General features: G+C 63.6%; 15 protein-coding genes. 13 read left to right on the forward strand and 2 right to left on the reverse strand.

Annotation, left to right across the window (positions count from 1 at the left end; all coding sequences use genetic code 11):
- Positions 1 to 63: 63 nt before the first annotated feature.
- Both hemE and ACODSN_RS03765 read left to right on the forward strand, forming a co-directional pair.
- Complete coding sequence (hemE, locus tag ACODSN_RS03760) at positions 64 to 1,140, forward strand: uroporphyrinogen decarboxylase (RefSeq protein WP_489053265.1); 1,077 nt, start codon at positions 64 to 66, stop codon at positions 1,138 to 1,140.
- Entirely contained in the window at positions 1,140 to 1,580 is a 441-nt protein-coding gene (locus ACODSN_RS03765) for a CopD family protein (protein ID WP_489053267.1), read from the forward strand. The genes hemE and ACODSN_RS03765 overlap by 1 nt, the downstream gene beginning before the upstream one ends.
- On the opposite strand, the gene panC is transcribed toward ACODSN_RS03765, so the two are convergent.
- Complete coding sequence (gene panC / locus ACODSN_RS03770) at positions 1,581 to 2,426, reverse strand: pantoate--beta-alanine ligase (protein WP_489053268.1); 846 nt, start codon at positions 2,424 to 2,426, stop codon at positions 1,581 to 1,583.
- A gap of 109 nt (positions 2,427 to 2,535) precedes the next feature.
- Between panC and ACODSN_RS03775 the strand changes: the two genes are divergently transcribed.
- The 11 genes from ACODSN_RS03775 (at position 2,536) to ACODSN_RS03825 (ending at position 15,039) form a co-directional block, all read left to right on the forward strand.
- Positions 2,536 to 3,342: a division plane positioning ATPase MipZ gene (locus ACODSN_RS03775; RefSeq protein ID WP_489053269.1), complete on the forward strand. Its 807-nt coding sequence runs from the start codon at positions 2,536 to 2,538 to the stop codon at positions 3,340 to 3,342.
- The gene (locus ACODSN_RS03780) at positions 3,342 to 3,770 is read left to right on the forward strand and encodes a J domain-containing protein (protein ID WP_489053271.1); all 429 of its coding nucleotides are present in this window, start codon (positions 3,342 to 3,344) and stop codon (positions 3,768 to 3,770) included. The genes ACODSN_RS03775 and ACODSN_RS03780 overlap by 1 nt, the downstream gene beginning before the upstream one ends.
- Before the next feature lie 13 nt (positions 3,771 to 3,783).
- Positions 3,784 to 5,184 (forward strand): phosphoglucomutase/phosphomannomutase PgmG, encoded by a 1,401-nt coding sequence (gene pgmG / locus ACODSN_RS03785; RefSeq protein WP_489053272.1) that lies wholly within the window; start codon positions 3,784 to 3,786, stop codon positions 5,182 to 5,184.
- A 340-nt stretch (positions 5,185 to 5,524) separates the two neighbouring features.
- Entirely contained in the window at positions 5,525 to 6,889 is a 1,365-nt protein-coding gene (locus ACODSN_RS03790) for an OmpP1/FadL family transporter (RefSeq protein ID WP_489053274.1), read from the forward strand.
- A 127-nt stretch (positions 6,890 to 7,016) separates the two neighbouring features.
- Positions 7,017 to 8,177, forward strand: a complete 1,161-nt coding sequence (gene ispG, locus ACODSN_RS03795; RefSeq protein ID WP_489053275.1) for a flavodoxin-dependent (E)-4-hydroxy-3-methylbut-2-enyl-diphosphate synthase — start codon at positions 7,017 to 7,019, stop codon at positions 8,175 to 8,177.
- 11 nt (positions 8,178 to 8,188) lie between these two features.
- Positions 8,189 to 9,082, forward strand: coding sequence for a DMT family transporter (locus ACODSN_RS03800; protein WP_489053277.1), 894 nt, complete (start codon positions 8,189 to 8,191; stop codon positions 9,080 to 9,082).
- Between the two features lie 103 nt (positions 9,083 to 9,185).
- On the forward strand, positions 9,186 to 11,498 hold the full coding sequence (locus ACODSN_RS03805) for a DNA translocase FtsK (RefSeq protein ID WP_489053279.1): 2,313 nt from the start codon (positions 9,186 to 9,188) through the stop codon (positions 11,496 to 11,498).
- Positions 11,499 to 11,757: 259 nt separating this feature from the next.
- Positions 11,758 to 12,396 carry a LolA family protein gene (locus tag ACODSN_RS03810; protein WP_489053280.1) on the forward strand — a complete coding sequence of 213 codons (639 nt, stop codon included), beginning with the start codon at positions 11,758 to 11,760 and terminating at the stop codon, positions 12,394 to 12,396.
- Positions 12,397 to 12,669: 273 nt separating this feature from the next.
- Positions 12,670 to 13,467, forward strand: coding sequence for an exodeoxyribonuclease III (locus tag ACODSN_RS03815; RefSeq protein WP_489053281.1), 798 nt, complete (start codon positions 12,670 to 12,672; stop codon positions 13,465 to 13,467).
- A gap of 13 nt (positions 13,468 to 13,480) precedes the next feature.
- Complete coding sequence (gene ribA, locus ACODSN_RS03820) at positions 13,481 to 14,542, forward strand: GTP cyclohydrolase II (RefSeq protein WP_489053282.1); 1,062 nt, start codon at positions 13,481 to 13,483, stop codon at positions 14,540 to 14,542.
- Positions 14,539 to 15,039 (forward strand): L,D-transpeptidase family protein, encoded by a 501-nt coding sequence (locus tag ACODSN_RS03825; RefSeq protein WP_489053283.1) that lies wholly within the window; start codon positions 14,539 to 14,541, stop codon positions 15,037 to 15,039. Before ribA ends, ACODSN_RS03825 begins: the two co-directional genes overlap by 4 nt.
- A gap of 7 nt (positions 15,040 to 15,046) precedes the next feature.
- Here the strand turns inward: ACODSN_RS03825 and ACODSN_RS03830 are convergent, their stop codons facing one another.
- Entirely contained in the window at positions 15,047 to 17,809 is a 2,763-nt protein-coding gene (locus ACODSN_RS03830) for a [protein-PII] uridylyltransferase (RefSeq protein WP_489053285.1), read from the reverse strand.
- Positions 17,810 to 17,859 lie beyond the last annotated feature (50 nt).

Here is a 17,859-nt window from a genome sequence, read left to right on the forward strand (position 1 = left end):
ACCCCGCTGCCAACCGCCCTACTATCTCCATCATCCTTTCTGAATCATTCTATAAGAGTATATATGTCGGGACCCGATCTTTCCCCTGGCGAGGACTCCGCCAAGCCGTTGCTTTCGGTCCTGCGGGGCAAGGTTGTGACGCCGCCGCCTATATGGCTGATGCGTCAGGCGGGCCGTTACCTGCCTGAATATCGTGCGCTGCGGGCGGACAAGGGTGGCTTCCTCGAACTCGTCTATGACAGCCCCTCCGCCGCCGAAGTCACGCTCCAGCCGCTGCGCCGGTTCGGGTTCGACGGCGCGATCCTGTTTTCCGACATATTGATCGTGCCCTATGCCATGGGGCAGGATCTATGGTTCGAGGCCGGCGAAGGCCCGCGCCTCGCGCCGATCCTGACCGAAACCGATCTGTCCGCCCTCACCCCGGATTTCAGCCGCTTCGAGGCGGTGTACGAAACCGTGCGGCAGGTGAAGGCAGCGCTCGACCCCGCTGTGACCTTCCTCGGCTTTGCCGGCAGCCCCTGGACGATCGCCACCTATATGGTCGCGGGACAGGGCAGCAAGGATCAGGGCGCGGCTCGTCGCCTGGCCTATGCCGACCCCGTGCGCTTCGGCGCACTGATCGACGCCATCGTCGATGCGACCGTCATCTATCTCGACGGCCAGATCAGGGCGGGCGTCGAAGCCGTGCAATTGTTCGACAGTTGGGCGGGCAGCCTCGCCCCGCTCCAGTTCGATCGCTGGGTGATCCAGCCGAACGCCGCGATCGTGCGCAAATTAAAGGCGCTGCATCCGCATGTGCCGATCATCGGCTTCCCCAAGGGCGCGGGCGAGAAACTCGCCGCCTATGCCGCCGGCACCGGGGTCGATGCGATCGGCGTCGATGAAAGCGTCGATCCGCACTGGGCGAATGCGGTCCTGCCGCAAGGCCTGCCGGTGCAGGGCAATCTCGATCCGCTGGCCCTGATCGCGGGCGGTGACGCGGTGACGCAGGCCGTCGATACGATCCGCGCTGCTTTTGCCGGACGGCCGCATATCTTCAACCTTGGCCATGGCATATTGCTCGACACGCCCATTGCGCATGTCGACGCGCTGCTTAGCTATGTGCGGGATACCCATGCCGGGGGCAAGGAGACCGATTGATGCCGTATCTCGGGGCCGCTTATCTGTGGGTGAAAGCCGCGCATCTGATCTTCGTCATCTTCCTGATGGCGGGCCTGTTCATGATGCCGCGCTTCTTCGTCTATCATCAGGAAACGGCTGTGGGATCGGACGAGGATCGCACCTGGATCGACCGCGAGCGCAAGCTGCTCAGGATCATCCTCAATCCCTCGCTGGTGCTGGTCTGGGTCTTCGGCCTGATGCTGATGGTGGAGATCGGCGCGTGGCATTATGGCTGGTTCCACCTCAAGCTGCTCTTTGTGCTCGGGCTTTCGGGCTATCATGGCTGGATTTCGGGCTACGCTAAAAAACTCGCGCGCGGTGAACGCCCTTTGCGCGACAAGCAATTGCGCCTGCTCAACGAAGTCCCCGGCATCGTTGTCGCGGTGGTCGTGGTGCTGGTGATCGTAAAGCCGTTTTAGTCAGGCCGGATCGACCGCGATATTGTCGATGAGCCGCGTCGTGCCGAGTTTCGCTGCGCCCAGCAGCCGTGCCGGCCGGTCCGGCACGGTCATCGGTTCCAGACTCGCCGCGTCGCACAGGCTCACATAATCGACCGGATCGAACCCATGCGCCGTCAGCATCGCGACCGCGCGGGCGATTGCCGCCTCGACGCCGCTTCCCTTCTCGATCAGCCGCTTCGCCTCGCCCAGCGCGCGCGGCAGCGCCAGCGCATCCTGACGCTCCTGCCCGGTCAGATAGGCGTTGCGGGATGACAAAGCGAGGCCATCCTCCGCCCGCTGCGTCGGCAGGCCGACAATCTCGATATCCTGATCGAGATCGGCGACCATCCGCCGGATCACGGCCAGTTGCTGATAATCCTTCTCGCCAAAGATCGCGATGTTGGGCCGGACCTGATTGAACAGCTTGGTCACGACGGTTGCAACCCCGTCGAAATGGCCCGGCCGCGCGGCGCCGTCCAGTCCTTCGGCCACGCCAGCCACGGAGATATTGGTGGCGAACCCCGCCGGATACATGACTTCAACCGACGGCGCCCAGAGGATGTCGACCCCTGCCGCGGCCAGCATCTGCGCATCCTTCGCCTCCCGTCTCGGATAGGCGGCCAGATCTTCATTGGGACCGAACTGTCTTGGATTGACGAAAATCGATGCGACGACATGATCCGCCCGCCGCCGCGCTTCCTCGACCAGCGCCATATGCCCGTCATGCAGCGCCCCCATGGTCGGCACCAGCGCGAGCGATTTCCCATCGTCGCGCAGGCTCCGAACGGCGGCGCGAAGGGCGGTCAGGTCACGGAGGATTTGCACGGGACGAGGGGCTCCGATAAGGGCAGGGGGCAAGGCGATCTCTCGGCTGGCATGGCCCGGCGCGAGCGTCAACGATCATTGCGACGATGAAGGGGTTATCAGGGGTCCGATGGCGAACGCACAGCCGCATATGATCGTTTTCGCCAACGAAAAAGGCGGCACCGGCAAATCGACGACGGCGGTTCATACCGCTATCGCGCTCACCGTGCTGGGACATCGCGTCGGCATGATCGACCTCGATCCGCGTCAGCGCACCGTTACCCGTTATATGGAAAATCGCGCCGAAACTGCGCGCCGTCGATCCGTTCCCCTTCCCGCGCCTGACTTCGCCGTGCTGCGTGGCGACAGCATCGCCGCGCTGGAGGACGAGGTAGCGGCGGTCGCGCAGGACCGGGATTTCCTGATCGTCGATACCCCCGGCCGCGACGACGCCTTCGCCCGTCACATGGCGGCCCGCGCCCATACGCTGGTCACGCCGATGAACGACAGTTTCGTCGATTTCGATCTGATTGGTCAGGTCGACGCCGAAACCTTCAAGGTCAAGCGGCTGTCTTTCTATTCCGAACTGATCTTCGATGCGCGCAAGTCGAGAGCCAAGGCCGACGGCGTGTCGATCGACTGGGTGGTGCTGCGCAACCGCGTCCAGCATCATGACGCACGCAACAAGAAACGGGTCGGCGACGCGCTCGCCGAACTCTCCCGCCGGGTCGGCTTTCGCGTCATTCCTGGCCTGTCGGAGCGGGTCATCTTCCGCGAACTCTTCCCCTCTGGCCTGACCTTGCTCGACAAGGGCCAGCTTGGCGATCTGGGCGTCAGCCACATTGCCGCACGGCAGGAACTGCGCGAGATGGTCGCGGGCCTTGCGCTGCCGATGCGCGCCGACGCCGTGCCGATGGACATGGCCGGCGCGGCCTGATGGGGCTGCTCGCCCTGCTGCTGGCCGGGCTGGCGGTCTGGCTGATCTGGACCGGGCGATTGCAGGGGATGACGATGAAGGACGGGATGACGCTCGGCGTGGCGCTGGTCGGCGCGGTGATGGCGGCCAAGGGCAAGCCGCTGGCTGGCGCGCCACTGCTGCTTGGCGCAAGCTTGTTCTTTCTGGCGCAGACAGGGCGGCGCGCGCGCAAGGCCCGCATCCGCTCCGCTGCGCCGGTGGATGATCTCGCCAGCGCCCGCGCGCTGCTGGGGCTTGCTCCGGGTGCGGACGCCGACGCTATCCGGGCCGCGCATCGGCGGCTCATCGCATCGGTCCATCCCGATCGCGGCGGCACGCAGGCGCTGGCGGCGCAGATCAACGCCGCGCGCGACCTGCTGCTGAGTGCGCAGGACGGGCGCGATCGCTGACCACAGGACTGTCATGAGCCACATCTTCCATCCGAGCCTGTTGCGCGAATATGATATGCGCGGCGTCGTCGGCGAAACATTGGAGGTGGCGGATGCCTATGCGGTCGGCCGGTCGTTCGGCACCCTGATCGGGCGAGCCGGTGGATCGCGGGTTGCGGTCGGCTATGACGGGCGGTTGACGTCGCAGGCGCTCGAAGCGGCGCTGGTGCTGGGTCTATGCGATAGCGGCATCGACGCGCTGCGCATCGGCCTTGGCCCTACGCCGATGCTATATTATGCCGAAATGACGGCCGAGGTAGATGGCGGCATCCAGATAACAGGCAGCCATAATCCCCCCGATCATAATGGCTTCAAGCTGGTGTTTCAGCATCGCCCGTTTTTCGGGGAGGATATCCGCAATATGGGGGCGATGGCCGCCGCCGGTGACTGGGCGGAGGGCGCGGGAGGCAGCGACAATCTCGATATCATGGACCGCTATGTCGCCCGGCTGATGGACGGGTTCGACGGCGGCGCTTTCCGCATCGGCTGGGATGCGGGCAATGGCGCGGCCGGTCCGGTGGTCGAGAAACTGACGCAATTGCTGTCCGGTGAGCATCATCTGTTGTTCACCGATATAGACGGAAATTTTCCCCATCATCATCCCGATCCCACCGAAGAGCGGAATCTGGCGGATCTGCGGTCGCTCGTCCTCACCAGAAAGCTCGATTTCGGCGTGGCCTTCGATGGCGACGGCGACCGGATCGGGGTGATCGACGGGCAGGGGCGGATCATCTGGGGTGATCAACTGCTCGGAATTTTCGCGGAACTGGTGCTGAAAGAGGCGCCCGGCGCCACGATTATCGCCGATGTGAAGGCAAGCCAGGCGTTGTTCGACCATATTGCCGAACTGGGCGGGTGCCCGCTGATGTGGAAGACGGGCCACAGCCTCATCAAGTCCAAAATGAAGCAGACAGGCAGCCCACTGGCCGGCGAGATGACGGGCCATATCTTCTTTGCTGATGACTATTACGGGTTCGACGATGGTCTTTACGCCGCCGTCCGCCTGATTCGTGCCGCCACGGTGCTGGGTCGAAGCGTCACGGCGCTGCGGGACGTGATGCCTCTCATGGTGAATACGCCCGAGCTTCGCTTTCCTGTGCCCGAGAGCCGCAAATTCGCGGTGATGGCGGAGATTGGAGAGCGTCTGCGGGCTGCGGGCGCGGATATGATGAACATTGACGGCGTCCGCGTCCGGACGCCCGACGGCTGGTGGTTGCTGCGCGCGTCCAACACGCAGGACATGCTGACCGCGCGAGCCGAATCGACCAGCCGGGAAGGGTTGGACCGGCTGTTGGCGCGAATCGACGCACAACTCGCCGAAGCGGGTCTACGGCGGGGCGGTAGCGCGTCCGGCGGCGATTTGAGTTTGGGTTAAAATTTCTTCAACCTCGCTGTTCGTGATTTCCGTTACGGAATGGGAGGTTGGAACAAACGATTGCATCTTTTGCAATCGCGCGACATTTTTCGCATTTGCGATGCACTTTGCTGCGCTGCAAAAGGAAATCGCCTTTCAGGCATCCTCTCCTAAAACTTTACAGGCCGTCCTTCGGGGCGGCCTTTTTTTATCTGCTGACCTGCATTTCCGTTGCGCCCAATTGCGCGCAGAGGTCCGTTTTGACGCTCTATTAACCCTAATCCAGCTACCATCTCCTCCTTCGTCTTGGGCCGATTTAGGCGGTCAGGCGCTCCGTTTTGTTGATGACAGAGGATGGTTTATGTCGGTTCGCCGCCACTCACTTGCTGCAATATTGCTTTCCGCTTCGCTCGCTATTCCCGTCCAGGCGTTGGCGGGTGGCTTCTATCTTCAGGAACTGTCGCCCAAGGAAACGGGGCGCGCCATGGCCGGCGCTGCGGCAGCAGGCGATGATCCCTCGACGGTTTATTTCAATCCGGCGGCAATGACCAATCTGCCCGGCATCCAAACATCGGTGGGCGGGGTCGCGCTGATGGCGTCCGCCCATCAGGCGAATCGGGGTTCGAGCGCGACCGAAAACCGGCCTGCTACACTCCCTATCCTGGGCTTTCCCGTTGTGCCTCGCTCCGCACCGATCACCGGCACTGATGGAGGCAATCCGTTTGACAAGGTCATTCCGATTCCCAGCTTCTATGCCACCGCACAGCTGAGCCAGCGGCTGTGGCTGGGTATCGGCGTCAATGCGCCCTTCGGCCTGAAGCTCGATTATGGCGATGCTTTTTTCGGCCGCTACGATAGTGTCTACACCGATCTCAAAACCTATAATATTCAGCCGTCGCTGGCCTATAAGCTTACCGACTCCCTTTCGGTCGGCGGCGGCGTCGACGTGCAATATGTGAAGGTGACGCTGACCAATGCCGTGCCCAATCCGGCCCTGATCGGTGTGCCGTTCAATCCTCCCGCATCGTCGAGCTTCCTGCCGGGATCGATGCACGATCTTCTGGTGACGGCGAAGGGGCATGACTGGTCGTTCGGCTGGAACGCCGGTCTTTTCTATACCAAGGGCGGGACCAATCTGGGCATCCATTACCGCTCGCGGATGACGCATCGGGTGGAGGGGGATCAGACCCTGTCCGGCCCGTCACTGCCATCATATCTCACGCGACCGCTCTCTCTCACGGCCCCGCTCGATCTGCCTGACATCGTCACGGTCAGCATGACTCACAGCCTGACGCCGCGGCTGCGGGCGATGCTGACCGGGCGCTGGTATAATTGGTCGCGGTTCAAGAATATCGCCATCACCACCGCCGCCGGCATGTCGGTCAAGGATCTGCGCTATCATGACAGTTACAGCGCCAGCGTCGGCGGGGAATATGATGTCAGCCCGGCGCTGACCCTGCGGGCGGGAACGATGTTCGACCGGACGCCGACCAACAAACAGCTGCTGACGACGCGGGTGCCTGATGGCGACCGCGTCTGGCTGACCGGCGGCGCCACGTGGAACGCCTCTCGTGCCCTCGCCCTGAACCTCAGCTATGCCCATGTGTTCGTGGCAAAAGCCGACATCGTTCGGATCGACCATTATTCCGCTGGGACCGCGATTACGCGTTCGCAAGCCAGCGGCAATGCCGATCAGATCGCGGCATCACTGACAGCGCGCTTCTAACCGACGCATTTAGCTGTTGTTTGGAAATGCGCCTTTGGTGCGGTCTCATGAAATGCGCTCTTCCGCGCATTTCCAAACATACTCTTAAGTCTTATAGAGGCTTCCGAGCATCTGGAGCCTCCCTGTCATGTCCGATCATAATCCCGGCTTGCGTCCCTGGCGCGATATTGCGCGGCGGACCTCGCGCCAGATCATGGTCGGCAATGTGCCGGTGGGCGGCGGCGCGCCGGTGACGGTGCAGACCATGACCAACACCCTGACTCATGATGTGAAGGCGACGATCGACCAGATTCGCCGCTGCGAGGATGCCGGTGTCGATATCATCCGCGTGTCCTGCCCAGACGAGGAATCGACCGCCGCGCTCAAACAGATCGTCCGCGCCGCGCGCGTGCCGATCGTCGCCGACATCCATTTCCATTACAAACGTGCGCTGGAGGCAGCCGATGCGGGCGCGGCCTGCCTGCGTATCAATCCGGGCAATATCGGCAGCGAGGCGCGGGTCAAGGAAGTGGTCGATGCGGCCAAATCCAATGGCTGCGCGATCCGCATCGGCGTCAACGCTGGTTCGCTGGAACGGCAGCTACTGGAAAAATATGGCGAACCCTGTCCCGAAGCGCTGGTGGAAAGCGCGCTCGACCATATCAAGCTGCTCCAGGATCAGGATTTCCACGAATATAAGGTCGCGGTGAAGGCCAGCGACGTGTTCCTGGCGGTCGCGGCCTATATGCAGCTTGCCGAGGCGGTCGATTGTCCCCTCCATCTGGGCATCACCGAGGCGGGCGGGCTGATCGGCGGCACGGTCAAGAGCGCGATCGGTATCGGCAATCTGTTGTGGGCGGGGATCGGCGACACCATCCGGGTCTCGCTGTCGGCCGAGCCGGAGGAGGAAGTGCGCGTCGGCTACGAGATACTGAAATCGCTCGGTATCCGCACGCGCGGGGTGAAGGTCATTTCCTGCCCCAGTTGCGCGCGGCAGGGCTTCGACGTCATCCGCACCGTGCAGGCGCTGGAGGAACGGCTCCAACATATCAACACGCCGCTGTCGCTGTCCGTATTGGGCTGCGTGGTCAACGGTCCCGGCGAGGCGCGCGAGACCGATATCGGCCTGACGGGCGGCGGGGCGGGCAAGCATATGGTCTATCTGTCGGGCATCACCGACCACACGATCCATGACGAGGGTCTGGTCGATCATATCGTCGGTCTGGTGGAAGCGAGAGCGGCGGAGATCGAGGCGGCGGCGCTGGAAGCGCAAAGCACCGACGCAGGGCAGGCGCAGGCGGCGGAATAACGCCGCTCCCCATGCAGCGATCCTTTGCCATTCCTTTCGCCGTCTGTTGTGTCGGCGTTGCGCTGTTTTCCGTGATGGATGCGGCGATGAAGGGGCTCAGCCTTGGTATCGGCCTTTATAATGCCCTGTTCTGGCGGGCGCTGGCGGGATCGACTCTGGGCATCATTCTGATGCGCGTCACGCGCCGGCCGTGGCCTTCCCGCGCTGCGCTCCGATTACACCTGTTGCGCGGGACGGTGGTCGCGGGAATGGCAGGGATGTTCTTCTGGGCGCTGATGCGGATGCCGCTGGCGGAGGCGATCGCCCTGTCCTTCATCGCGCCGCTGGTGGCGCTCTATCTGGCGGCGCTGTTGCTTCAGGAGCGGATCGGACGGCAGGCGATCGGCGCTTCCCTCCTGGGCCTGATCGGCGTGGGTATCATCCTGTCGGGGCGGCTGCGCGGCAACTATGACGCCGACGCGCTGCTGGGCGCGGCGGCCGTGCTGTTCTCCGCCGTCCTCTTCGCATGGAACCTCATTCTTCAACGGCAGCAGGCGCAACTCGCCTCACCCGTGGAAGTCGCCTGCTTTCAGCATCTGGTGATGCTGGCGGTCTATGCGCTGGGCGCGCCCTTCTACGCCCGGTTGCCCCCACTCCCCGCGATTCCGTTGATTTTCGCCGCGGCGGCGCTGGCCTTCACGTCGCTGGCGGCACTGTCCTGGGCCTATGCACGGGCCGAGGCGCAGCGGCTGATCCCGATCGAATATAGCGCCTTCGTCTGGGCGGCGCTGATGGGATGGCTGGTGTTCGGCGAGACGCTGACGCTCGCCACGGTGGCGGGCGCCGCACTGATCGTCGTCGCCTGTCTGCTCGCCGCAGCGGCCCGCCCCGGCATCGCGCCGCATGTGGAACCCGGCCTTGCGTGAAGCAAACAGTCTCTGCGACGGGTCGAGGACGCGCCGGGGTTGACGCGGACTCACCGCCGGGTTCATTGTGCCGAAACGGAACATTTGGGGGACAAGAGGGACGATGGCTGTCAGCCGCGGAGTGAAGCGCGCGCCGGAATGGCGCGAAATGCTCAAGCGCAGCCTGATGCGCAGCGGCGCGCTGATCGGTGCGATCGCGCTGGTGCTGGCGACGCTGTTCCTGGCCCTGTCGCTGCTCAGCTATGTGCCGAGCGATCCGTCCATGAACACGGTGGCCGGCGACCATGTGCAGAATATCATGCAGGCCCCCGGCGCATGGACCGCCGATTTTCTGCTTTGGCTGCTGGGCGTGCCCGTCGCGCTGCTGCTGCCGCTGATGGCGATCACCGCCCGCCGGCTGTGGGGCGATCAGGATATGGCGGGATGGAAGCGGCAATTCGGCAAATGCCTGTTCGGCATCCTTCTCATCGGCCTTGCGCTGTCCTTGTTTCAGCGTGATCCGCTGGTGGGGCTTCCCGCCGGATGGGGCGGCATCGTCGCCCTGGTGAGTGCAAAAGGCATCATGAGCCTGACCGCGCAGGCCCCTGCAGCGGGGCAGGGGTGGATCACCGGAATCATCGTCATCCTCTCATCCATCACGGGGCTTTTGATCTGCTATCGCAGCCTGGCGCTGGAAAAGCCGATCATCGCGTTGCGCCGTCCGAGTCTGCCGCGCCTAAGCCTCCCGCGTCCGACTCTGGCCTTCGTCAGTGGAGAAGAGCAGGCGGACGAGTCCGAGGCGGACCGTATCATCACGCCGCGCAAGACCGTATCGAACGAACCCAAGCCGCCGATCACGATCCAGACCCCCAAGCCCGCCCCGGCGCAGCGCCTGATGGCCCCGGTGTCGCAGGACGATCTGTTCGGTAACAGCTCGCTGCCATCGCCCGATCTGCTCAACCCTGTGCCGCCGCCGCAGGCTGGCAAGATCGACAAGGCGGCGCTGGAACGCAACGCCCGCCTCCTCGAATCCGTGCTCGACGACTTTCATGTGAAGGGTAACATCGTTGAGGTTCGCCCCGGTCCGGTCGTCACCATGTATGAGCTGGAACCGGCGCCTGGCATCAAGGCGAGCCGGGTGATCGCCCTGGCCGACGACATCGCCCGCAACATGTCGGCGCTTTCGGCCCGCGTCGCGACCATTCCCGGCCGCACCGTCATCGGCATCGAATTGCCCAATGCCCATCGCGAAGGCGTGTCCTTCCGCGAACTCATCACCTCCGAGGAGTTCGGCGCCGAAGCGACGCTGCCGATCATCCTTGGCAAGAATATCTCGGGCGAACCGATCATCGCCGATCTGGCGCCGATGCCGCATCTGCTGATCGCGGGCACCACCGGGTCGGGCAAGTCGGTCGGTCTCAACGCCATGATCCTGTCGCTGCTTTACCGCATGACGCCCGATCAGCTACGCCTCATCATGATCGATCCCAAAATGCTGGAACTGTCGACCTATGACGACATCCCGCATCTGCTCTCGCCGGTCGTGACCGAGCCGCAAAAGGCGATCCGCGCGCTTAAATGGGCGGTCGAGCAGATGGAGGATCGCTATCGCATGATGGCGTCGATTTCCGTTCGCAACCTCGCCAATTATAACGAGAAGGTGCGTGCCGCCAAGGCCAAGGGCAAGCCGCTCGGCCGCCGTGTCCAGACCGGCTATGACCCTGAATCGGGCAAGCCGATCTATGAGGAGGAGCAGCTCGATTTCCAGCCGTTGCCGCAGATCGTGGTGGTGGTGGACGAACTCGCCGACCTCATGATGACGGCGGGCAAGGAAGTCGAATTCCTGATCCAGCGGCTGGCGCAAAAGGCGCGGGCGGCGGGCATCCACCTGATCCTCGCGACCCAGCGTCCGTCGGTCGACGTCATCACCGGCGTCATCAAGGCCAATTTACCGACCCGCATCAGCTTCTTCGTGACGTCGAAGATCGACAGCCGCACCATATTGGGCGAACAGGGCGCCGAACAACTGCTGGGCAAGGGCGACATGCTCTATATGCATGGCGGCAAGGGCCTGACCCGCGTGCATGGCCCCTTCGTGTCCGACGATGAAGTGCGGGTGGTTGCCGATCACTGGCGCGCGCAAGGCCAGCCCGACTATATCCAGGCCGTCACCGAAGAGCCGGAGGAAGGCAGTTTCGCGCTCGACGGCGTGGATCTGGGCGACGACAGCCCGGACGCGCAGCTGTTCCGCAAGGCGTGCCAGCTCGTATTCGAAAACCAGAAAGCCTCGACCAGCTGGCTCCAGCGCCAGTTGCGCGTCGGCTATAACAGCGCGGCCCGCCTGATCGAGCGGATGGAGGAAGAAGGTCTGGTCGGCGCGCCCAACCATGTCGGCCGCCGCGAGGTGTTGCGCGATGAAAATGGCAATCCGTTATGATCGCGAACCATGGTTGTGAAAAACGCAACTGCTTATGAGTTGTTCGCATTTGCAGCACCCACCCCGGTGCGGCAATAGGGTCAGGCCTTTCAGGCATCCTCTCCTAAAACTTTCATAGGCTGGTCTTTGGACCGGCCTTTTTTTTGATATTGCGCCCGCCGCGGCGCTCGCGGCTGTTGCTTTGCCGGAACGAGCGGGTTCACAGCGGGTTCAAGCCCGACTTCTATCCTGTCAGACCGAACAATCCGGAGAAGATCCCATGAAGCGCATCCTCGCGCAGCCCGCTTTGGCCCTCGCCTTTGCCCTTTTCCCGCTCCCGGTCGGCACTGCGATCGCGCAACAGGCGGTTTCGTCCGACATCGGTCAGGTCAATGACTATATCCGTTCGGTCAAATCGATGACCGCCGATTTTTCGCAGACAGATCGTAATGGCCAGACCCTGACCGGCAAGCTGACCCTGCTCCAGCCGGGCAAGATCCGCTTTCAATATCAAAAGGGCGTGCCCCTGTTGATCGTGGGCGATGGCAAGGCGCTCATCATGATCGATTATGAGGTCCGGCAGGTCCAGCGCTGGCCGATCGGCAGTTCGCCGCTGGGCGCGCTGCTCGATCCATCCAAGGACCTGTCGCGCTTCGCCAAGACGGTGCCGACCGGCGATCCCAGCGTTTTGAGCGTTCAGGCGCGCGATCCCAAACGGCCCGAATTCGGGACGATCACGCTCATCTTCAAACGGGAGGCCGCCGCTCCGGCCGGTCTGACCCTCTATGGCTGGGTGGCGCTCGATTCTCAGAATAACCGCACCGCGGTAAGGCTGGCGAACCAGCGTTACGGCGTGCCTATTCCCGATTCGGCGTTTCGCTGGACCGATCCTCGGCCCAGAGGCCGTCCGGGTGGGTGATGAACCGGGCTAGGGATGCGACGGGCCGAAAAATGGCGGAAATCGTTCATCTGCCGCTCATATGACGACCGCTATCTAGAGCTGGACGACGCGGACGATCACCGGGATTTCCCCCCTGTTACCCGGTAGCAGTCCGCATCGCGAAGCGCTTCAAGGGCGCGATCGAGACCCCCGTTCCATGCCCCCGGAGCGGGGGTCTTACCTTGTCCGGCGTGCGTTGCAGCAGACTGTCTGGCTCTTGCGCGGCCAGTTTGACGCTCCTAGGGGAGCAGCATGGCACAGACTCTCCGCGTCGCATCCTGGAACATCAACAGCGTTCGCGCCCGCGTAGACATCGTCGATCATTTCCTGGTCGAGCAAGCCCCGGATATCCTGTGCCTTCAGGAAACCAAGGTGGTGAACGACATCTTCCCCGCCGATCTGTTCCGCAAACGTGGCTATGTCTATCAGATGCTGAACGGGCAGCGGATGCATCATGGCGTCGCGATTCTCAGCAAGGTGCCGATGCATGAGGATGATCGGTTCGACTGGCAGGCCAATGGCGAAGCGCGCCATATTGGCGTGCGGCTCGACAATGGCGTGCGGATTGAAAATGTCTATGTGCCGGCGGGCGGCGACATTCCCGATCGCGATCTCAATCCCAAATTCGGCCAGAAGATCGATTTCCTCGAACGGATGATCCAATGGTCAGCCGCGCTGGACGATCAGCCGACGATCCTGACCGGCGACTTCAACATCGCCCCGCTAGAATGCGACGTATGGAGCCATAAGCAACTGCTCGGCGTGGTCAGCCATACGCCGCAGGAATGTGAAATCCTGGCGCGGTTACAGGCGTCGAACGACTGGGTCGATATCGGCCGGCATTTCTTTCCCGCGCCGCAGCGGCTCTATACCTGGTGGAGCTATCGCGCAAAGGACTGGGTGGAATCGGACCGGGGCCGGCGGCTCGACCATATGTGGATGACCGCCGATGTCGCGCAAAAGGCGGTCGGCCATCATGTCGTCGAGCCGGCACGCGGCTGGACTCGCCCATCCGACCATGTGCCGATCATCACCGAGTTCGCCTTTTGATCGACCGTCGCGCATGAACGGCCGCGACGCCGCCCGCGCCATCGACGCATTGCGCCGCGGCTGGACCGTGACGGTGCAGGCCGCCGACGGCGCCTTGCGCCTGATGGCGGTGGAGGGCGCCGACGCCGTGACGCTGGCGATGTTCGACCCGGCGGGGACTGCGGACATCCTCATTGCCGCGAGCCGGGCGCAGACGCTCAAGCTCGCCAACCAGCGCGCGGCGGCCGACCCCGACATGCCGGTGCTGATTGCGCGCTCGCCCTGGATCGATCGCGACGTCGCCACCGCGATCGCCGATCCGGTGCGCGATCTCGGCTCGCCGCTCAAGGGGCCATTCACGGCCAAACCGGTATCCGCGCCGGATGCCGCGAAGGCCGCTTTGCGACTCGCCCGGCTGGCCGGAATCCTCCCCGCCTTCTTCGTGGCGGGCGACGCCGGGGCGCATGAGGCGGAGGTAAGCGCGGAGGCGATCGCCGCCTATGACGACGCGATCCACCTGTCGATCGCCACGCGCGCGCAATTGCCGGTTTCCGCGAGCCAGAGCGCCGAGATCGTCGCGTTCCGCAGCCCGGAAGAACCGCGCGAGCATGTCGCACTGATCGTCGGCCAGCGCGATGCGTCGCCGCCGGTGGTGCGTTTGCACAGCGAATGCCTGACCGGGGATGTCCTCGGCAGCCTCAAATGCGATTGCGGGCCGCAATTGCACGAGGCGCTGCATAAGATCGCCGACGCGCCATGGGGCGTCCTGCTCTATCTGCGGCAGGAGGGACGCGGCATCGGCCTCGTCAACAAGCTGCGCGCCTACGCCTTGCAGGATCAGGGCTTCGACACCGTCGATGCCAATGTCCGGTTGGGCTTCGCTATCGACGCGCGCGATTTTTCGGTCGCGGCGCGGATGCTGGACCTGCTCGGCATCGGCACGGTCCGGTTGCTCACCAACAATCCCAATAAAGTGGCGGGACTGGAGGCGGCGGGCATCCATGTGCAGGAGCGCCTGCCGATCATCCTGCCGTCCAATCCCCATAATGAACGCTATCTCGCGACCAAGCGCGACCGGACCGGCCACCAGCTATGAGCGTGATCCGGGTCGATGGCGGCGCTGGCCGCCTGCGGCTGGGCGATCTCGACATGGCCTGCACGATCGGTCGCGGCGGCCTGTGCGTGGCGGGGGACAAGCGCGAGGGCGACGGCTGCACGCCGGTCGGCATCTGGCCGTTGCGGGGTGTGTTATTGCGGCCGGGGGCAGCCACTCCTCTGGATTTGCAACTGCCATGGCGCTGGATTCGGCCCGATGACGGCTGGTCGGATGATCCTGCCGATCCCGCCTATAACCGCCCGGTCTGGCTGCCCCGGCCCTTTTCTGCCGAAAGCCTGTGCCGCGACGATGGCGCTTATGATGTGATCGTGGTGCTGGGCCATAATGATGCGCCGCCCGTGGCGGGCCATGGCAGCGCCATCTTCTTCCATCTGTCGGAAGGACGGCCCACCGCTGGCTGCGTCGCGATCGACCGTGCGGACATGCTGCGCCTGCTGCCCCTGCTGGCGCCCGGCGATGTCATGACGATCGGCTGAGCGGACCTCAGGCGCGTTCGAGCGATTCGCTGACTTCACTGCCTGCCGCTTCCAGCATGCGCCGTTCGAGCGTCTGGAGCCGGGCCTTGCCTTCAATTTTACCGCCCAGCAGGTCGGTCACGTAAAATGTGTCGACCGCGCGCTCGCCATAGGTGGCGACATGCGCGCTGTGCACCGTGACCTTCGACTGGAACAGGGCGTTGGCGAGGCTGAAGAGCAGGGCAGGGCGGTCGCGCGCGTTGATTTCCAGCACGGTGAAACGGTTCGACGCCTTGTTGTCGATCAGCACATTGGGCACGATATGAAACGCCTCGGCGCGGGTGCGAGGCAGGGGACGGGCTTCCAGCTTGGTAATCATCCGGTGCCGGTTGGCGAGCGAATCGGTGATCGCCGCCTTGATCCGGGCGAGCTGTTCGGGACTGTGGAATGCGCCGCCCAACGGGTCCTGCACCAGGAAATTGTCGATCGCGACGCCATCGCGGGTCGTATGGATGCGCGCGTCGATGATGTTGCCGCCAGCCAGGTGGATCGCACCCGCGATCCGGTAGAACAAACCCGGATGATCGGCGGCGTAGACCGTCACCAATGTTGCGCCGCGCTGCGGATAATATTGCGCAGCAATGGCGAGCTGGGAGTCGCCGGATGCCAGGATATGTTGCGCATTATGGATCAAAATATCTTCCGGTTCGGCAATCCAGTAGGATTCGGGCAAGCGCCGGCGCAGCGTATCGAAATCGGGGTCAGGCAAGCCCAGCGCCCGTTGCAGCGTCTGCTGCTTGGCCATCACCCTGTCGCTGCGACCTTTCTGTTTGTGGCCGAGCCGCAGCAATTCCTCCGCCGCTTCATAAAGATCGCCCAGCAACTGTCGTTTCCAGCTGTTCCACACGCCGGGTCCCACCGCGCGGATATCGACCACCGTCAGGCACAGTAGCAGCCGCAGCCGCTCGGGACTCTGCACCACTTCCACGAAATCGAGGATCGTCTTGTAATCGGCCAGATCGCGCTTGAACGCCGTGGCCGACATCAGCAGATGATAGCGCACCAGCCAGCCGACGGTTTCGGTTTCGGCCGGGGTCAGGCCGAACCGGGGGCACAGGTGCAGTGCGACTTCCTCGCCCAACTGGCTGTGGTCGCCACCGCGCCCCTTGGCGATATCGTGCAGCAAAACCGCAACATAGAGGACCCGGCGTGAGAGCAGTTTGCTCATCAATTCGCTCGCCAGCGGATGATCTTCGCGCAGTTCGCCTTTTTCGATCCGCGCCAGCAGGCCGACCGCGCGAATGGTATGCTCATCCACCGTATAATGATGATACATGTCGAATTGCATCTGCGCCACGACCCGGCGGAAGTCGGGCACGAAACGGCCGAATACCGAGGATTCGTTCATCCAGCGCAGCACGGTTTCCGGGTCACGCGGCGAGGTCAGCACTTCCATGAAAGCGGCGTTGGCGCGCGCATCCTTGCGGATTTTCGCGGTGATGAGGCCGGCATCCCGGCTCGCGGCGCGGATCGCGCTCGGGTGGATCGACAGGCCATGCTTGTCGGCGACGGCAAAGATTTCGATCAGCCGTACCGGGTCGGCGCGGAAAAAATCGTCGCTCGGCAAGGACAGGCGACCGCGATCGAGCGTGAAGCCGTCGAGCTTCTTGGGCCGGCGCAGAAATTGGGGGATATAACGCCGCCCGCGCGCTGCCATCTGGTCATCCAGATGGGCGAGGAACACCGCGGTCAGATCGCCGACGATCTTCGCGTTCAGGAAATAATAGCGCATGAAGCGCTCGACGCCCGATCGCCCGTGGCGGCCGGTAAAATGCATGCGGGTCGCTGTTTCGAGTTGGAGGTCGAAGGTCAGCCGGTCTTCGGCGCGGCCGGTGATCATGTGCAGGTGGCATCGCACCGCCCACAGAAAATCCTCCGCCCGCTGAAACTGCCGCAATTCGCTCGTCGTCAACAGGCCGGCGTCGACCAGTTCCGCGACGGACCGGACGCGATTGACATATTTGCCGATCCAGAACAGCGTATGCAGATCGCGCAGCCCGCCCTTGCCTTCCTTCACATTGGGTTCGACCACATAGCGGCTGTCGCCCATGCGCTTGTGCCGCGCCTCGCGCTCGGCGAGCTTGTCGGTCACGAACGCGCGCGCCGTGCCCTGCATGATATCGGCGTCGAACCGGGTCGCGATTTCCTCGTACAGCGCCCGATCACCCCAGACGAAGCGCGCTTCCAGCAGGGCGGTGCGCACCGTCAGGTCGGCCTTCGCCATCCGTATCGTCTCGTCGATCGACCGGCTGCTGTGCCCGACCTTGAGGCCCAGGTCCCAAAGCGAATAGAGCATCGATTCGATGATCTGCTCGGTCCATCCGGTCGGCTTCCACGGGGTGATGAAGGCGATGTCGACATCGCTATGCGGCGCCATCTCGCCCCGGCCATAGCCGCCGACCGCGATCAGGGCGATCCGCTCGCCTGTGCTGCGATTGCCGGAGGGATAAAGATGGTGCGTGGTCGCATCGTAAAGCAGCCGCAATATCTGGTCGACCAGAAAGGCGAAGGCGCTCACCGCCTCGCGCCCGCGCGTCGGCTTGGCGTCCAGCCGCCGCGCGACCTCCACCCGCCCCTGATCGAGTGCGGCCTTGAGTTCCCTGACGATCAGCCCGCGCAGCAGCATCGGATCGCCCCTGTGCGTGTGGGCCAGAGCGTTGATGCTGTCGGATATCGCGCGCCGGTCGATGATCGCCCGGCGCGATCCCAGAGCGGGGAATTGCATGACCATGGCGCTCGTCTAGAGCATTTTCAAACCAGATGTAATCATCTGCTGGCTCG

It is taken from the genome of Sphingobium sp. FG11 (genome assembly GCF_057809915.1).

Coding starts and splice junctions, on each gene's coding strand:
- ACODSN_RS03810 (WP_489053280.1), top strand. CDS start 11,758: ATGAAGCGCATCCTCGCGCAGCCCGCTTTGGCCCTCGCCTTTGCCCTT.
- ACODSN_RS03815 (WP_489053281.1), top strand. CDS start 12,670: ATGGCACAGACTCTCCGCGTCGCATCCTGGAACATCAACAGCGTTCGC.
- ACODSN_RS03800 (WP_489053277.1), top strand. CDS start 8,189: ATGCAGCGATCCTTTGCCATTCCTTTCGCCGTCTGTTGTGTCGGCGTT.
- ACODSN_RS03830 (WP_489053285.1), bottom strand. CDS start 17,809: ATGGTCATGCAATTCCCCGCTCTGGGATCGCGCCGGGCGATCATCGAC.
- ACODSN_RS03790 (WP_489053274.1), top strand. CDS start 5,525: ATGTCGGTTCGCCGCCACTCACTTGCTGCAATATTGCTTTCCGCTTCG.
- ribA (WP_489053282.1), top strand. CDS start 13,481: ATGAACGGCCGCGACGCCGCCCGCGCCATCGACGCATTGCGCCGCGGC.
- pgmG (WP_489053272.1), top strand. CDS start 3,784: ATGAGCCACATCTTCCATCCGAGCCTGTTGCGCGAATATGATATGCGC.
- ACODSN_RS03775 (WP_489053269.1), top strand. CDS start 2,536: ATGGCGAACGCACAGCCGCATATGATCGTTTTCGCCAACGAAAAAGGC.
- hemE (WP_489053265.1), top strand. CDS start 64: ATGTCGGGACCCGATCTTTCCCCTGGCGAGGACTCCGCCAAGCCGTTG.
- ACODSN_RS03825 (WP_489053283.1), top strand. CDS start 14,539: ATGAGCGTGATCCGGGTCGATGGCGGCGCTGGCCGCCTGCGGCTGGGC.
- ACODSN_RS03805 (WP_489053279.1), top strand. CDS start 9,186: ATGGCTGTCAGCCGCGGAGTGAAGCGCGCGCCGGAATGGCGCGAAATG.
- ispG (WP_489053275.1), top strand. CDS start 7,017: ATGTCCGATCATAATCCCGGCTTGCGTCCCTGGCGCGATATTGCGCGG.
- ACODSN_RS03780 (WP_489053271.1), top strand. CDS start 3,342: ATGGGGCTGCTCGCCCTGCTGCTGGCCGGGCTGGCGGTCTGGCTGATC.
- ACODSN_RS03765 (WP_489053267.1), top strand. CDS start 1,140: ATGCCGTATCTCGGGGCCGCTTATCTGTGGGTGAAAGCCGCGCATCTG.